Origin of the sequence: Saccharomonospora iraqiensis subsp. iraqiensis (assembly GCF_000430445.1) — a bacterium.
GTDB lineage: Bacteria > Actinomycetota > Actinomycetes > Mycobacteriales > Pseudonocardiaceae > Saccharomonospora > Saccharomonospora iraqiensis.
The window spans coordinates 43,941-47,160 of record NZ_KE387104.1 but is presented as its reverse complement, the minus strand read 5'-3'; the positions used below and the strand labels follow the sequence as shown (position 1 = coordinate 47,160).

Below are 3,220 nucleotides of genomic sequence, written 5' to 3'. Positions count from 1 at the left end.
GACCTCCGACCGCTGTTCGCCGACCTGCCCGCCCCGCACCCCGCCCTGTTGGCGGAGTCGCAGATGACCACGTCGCCGGACGGCGCCGTCCGGCCCGCGCCCGGCGGAGACGGGGAGCCGGTGACCTCCGGGCGCTCGGCGGTCGTCGCGGGCATCCTGCAGCTGGTGGTGCCGTTCGGCGTGGGCCGGTTCTACACCGGACAGACCGGGCTCGCCGTCGCGCAACTGCTGGTCACACTGCTCACCTTCGGGCTCGGCGCGTTGTGGCCGATGATCGACGGCATCCTGCTGCTGGTCAACGGCGGGGTCGACGGGGACGGACGTCCGCTCAGCCGCTGAGCGGACGCCGCGGGCCCGGCGGTCAGCGTTCCCGCTCGGCGAACCGCGTCGGCCGGTACCGCCAGGGCGCGTCGGTGGGCCTCGGTTCGAACCCGCCGGTGCTCAGCACCGCGTGCGCGGCCAGCAGTCCGCCGACCGTGGCGCCGTTGACGATCTCCCCGTTGAGCACCATGCGCACGGCCTCGTCCAGCGGAACCCGGGTCACCACGAGGTCGGCCTCCTCGTCGCCGTGCGCCTGCCGCGGGACCGTGGTGAGGTCCCGGGCCAGGAACACCCGCAGCACCTCGTCGGTGAACCCGGGCGAGGCCGCGACGTCGACGAGGGTGTCCCAGCGCCCGGCGGACAGACCGACCTCCTCGACCAGCTCCCGGCGGGCGGTGTCCACCGGCTCCTCGCCGTCGGCGTCGAGCAGGCCCGCGGGCAGCTCCCACAACCGGTCCCCCAGCGGATGCCGGTACTGGTGGACCAGGGTCACCGTGCCGTCGTCGTCCACGGCGCAGATCGCGACCGCCCCGAGGTGTTCGACGACCTCCCGGCGGGCCGCCGCACCACCCGGCATGACGACCTCGTCCACCCGCAGCCCCAGGATGCGTCCGATGTGGACGTCCCGGGACGAGACGACGGTGAAGTCGTGGTCACCCGGCGCACTCACCGGGCACCCACCGCGGTCCCCGGCAGCTCCACCGGAAGCCGGTCGGCGGTGCGGTAGTTCACCACCGCGCGCACGAAGGCGTCGAACAGCGGGTGCGGCCTGGTCGGCCGCGACTTCAGCTCGGGATGGGCCTGGGTGCCGACGAAGAACGGGTGCGTATCGGCGGGCAGCTCCACGAACTCCACGAGCCGCTCGTCCGGGGACACGCCGGAGAACACCAGTCCGGCCTCGGTCAGCCGCTTGCGGTAGGCGTTGTTCACCTCGTACCGGTGCCGGTGCCGTTCGGAGATCTCCAGGGTCCCGTACGCCCGGGCCACCTGCGACCCCTCGACGAGCTTCGCCGGGTACGCGCCGAGCCGCATCGTGCCGCCCATGTCGCGCTGGCCGGCCACGACCTCCTTCTGGTCGGACATCGTGGAGATCACCGGGTTGGCGGTGTTCTCGTCGAACTCCGCGGAGTTCGCGTCCGTGATCCCGGCGAGCTCGCGCGCCGTCTCGATCACCATGCACTGCAGGCCCAGACACAGCCCCAGCACCGGGATGCCGTGGGTGCGGGCGTGGTGGATCGCCCCGACCTTGCCCTCGATCCCCCGGACGCCGAACCCGCCCGGCACCAGCACGCCGTCCACTCCGGCCAGAGCGGCGGCGGCACCCGCGGGTGTCGTGGCCTCGTCGGAGGGGACCCACACGATCTCCACCTTGGCGCGGTGGGCGAACGCACCCGCCCGCAGCGCCTCGGTGACCGACAGGTAGGCGTCCGGCAGGTCGACGTACTTGCCCACCAGCGCCACGCGCACGGTCTCCGACGGGTTGTGCACCCGGTTCAGCAGGTCGCCCCACACCGTCCAGTCGACGTCGCGGAACGGCATACCGAGCCGCCGCACCACGTAGGCGTCGAGCCCCTCGGTGTGCAGCACCTTCGGGATGTCGTAGATGGACGGCGCGTCCGGGCAGGCGACGACGGCCTCGTTCTCCACGTCGCACATCAGGCCGATCTTGTTCTTCAGGTCCTCGGGCAGCTCCCGGTCCGCCCGGCACACCAGCGCGTCCGGCTGGATACCGATGTTGCGCAGCGCCGCCACGGAGTGCTGCGTGGGCTTGGTCTTCAACTCGCCGGACGGCGCGAGGAAGGGCACCAGGGACACGTGCAGGAAGAAGCAGTTGTCCCGGCCGACGTCGTGCCGGACCTGCCGGCACGCCTCCAGGAACGGCAGCGACTCGATGTCCCCGACGGTGCCGCCGACCTCGGTGATGACCACGTCCGGACGGCGGCCGCTGCCGTCGTCGTCGGCCAGCCCGGTGATGCGCGACTTGATCTCGTCGGTGATGTGCGGGATGACCTGCACCGTGTCCCCGAGGTACTCGCCGCGGCGTTCCTTCGCGATGACGGACGAGTACACCTGGCCGGTCGTCACGTTGGCCGTCCCGGACAGGTCACGGTCCAGGAAGCGTTCGTAGTGGCCGATGTCGAGGTCCGTCTCCGCGCCGTCCTCGGTGACGAACACCTCGCCGTGCTGGAACGGGTTCATCGTGCCCGGATCGACGTTGAGGTACGGGTCGAGCTTCTGCATCGTGACCCGCAGTCCGCGGGAGGTGAGCAGTTGGCCCAGGCTGGAGGCGGTGAGTCCCTTGCCCAGGGAGGAGGCGACGCCTCCGGTGACAAAGACGTATTTGGTAGTCCGCGGCTGAAGTCCCACGGGCTTCCACCTTATCGCACACCGGGGCCCCCGTGCCCGAGGCCTCACCGGGCAGCACGCACCCGATGACCTGCGCACGGTCCGTGCGCCGCCGTGTGCCAGAGTGGCGGGGTGGCAGACGACACCCCCTGGTCCGCTCCGGCCGCCGCCGGGCCGCTCGACGCCACCGTCCGGGTGCCCGGTTCGAAGTCGGTCACCAACCGCGCGTACGTGCTCGCGGCGCTGTCGACGGGGCCGACCGTGGTGCGCGCCCCGCTGGACTCCCGGGACACCCGGTTGATGCTGGCCGCGCTGGACCGCCTCGGCGCGGTCTCCGAACGGGTCGACGACGGCGTCCGTATCCGTCCCGTGACGCAGGGTTCCGGCGAGGTCGGGGTGGACCTCGGCAACGCGGGCACCGTCGCGCGGTTCACCCCCGCCCCCGCCGCCCTCGGGTCGCGCACCGTCCACTTCGACGGTGACCCGGCGATCCGGCGCAGGCCGGTGGGTCCGCTGCTGCGGGCGCTGACCGACCTCGGTGCGGACATCGCCG

3 protein-coding genes and 1 pseudogene are annotated in these 3,220 nt (G+C 72.3%); 2 read left to right on the top strand and 2 right to left on the bottom strand.

What is annotated here, in order from left to right:
* A partial coding sequence (locus ACTIR_RS0115145) for a TM2 domain-containing protein (RefSeq protein ID WP_233345918.1) occupies nt 1–339 on the top strand: 339 nt, incomplete at its 5' end.
* Nucleotides 340–361: 22 nt separating this feature from the next.
* On the opposite strand, the gene ACTIR_RS0115140 is transcribed toward ACTIR_RS0115145, so the two are convergent.
* Both ACTIR_RS0115140 and ACTIR_RS0115135 read right to left on the bottom strand, forming a co-directional pair.
* Entirely contained in the window at nt 362–991 is a 630-nt protein-coding gene (locus ACTIR_RS0115140; protein ID WP_026454913.1) for an NUDIX domain-containing protein, read from the bottom strand.
* Nucleotides 988–2,688, bottom strand: a complete 1,701-nt coding sequence (locus ACTIR_RS0115135) for a CTP synthase (RefSeq protein ID WP_026454912.1) — start codon at nt 2,686–2,688, stop codon at nt 988–990. Before ACTIR_RS0115135 ends, ACTIR_RS0115140 begins: the two co-directional genes overlap by 4 nt.
* A 111-nt stretch (nt 2,689–2,799) precedes the next feature.
* Between ACTIR_RS0115135 and ACTIR_RS23615 the strand changes: the two are divergent.
* Nucleotides 2,800–3,220: pseudogene (locus tag ACTIR_RS23615) on the top strand (3-phosphoshikimate 1-carboxyvinyltransferase); the annotation flags it as partial.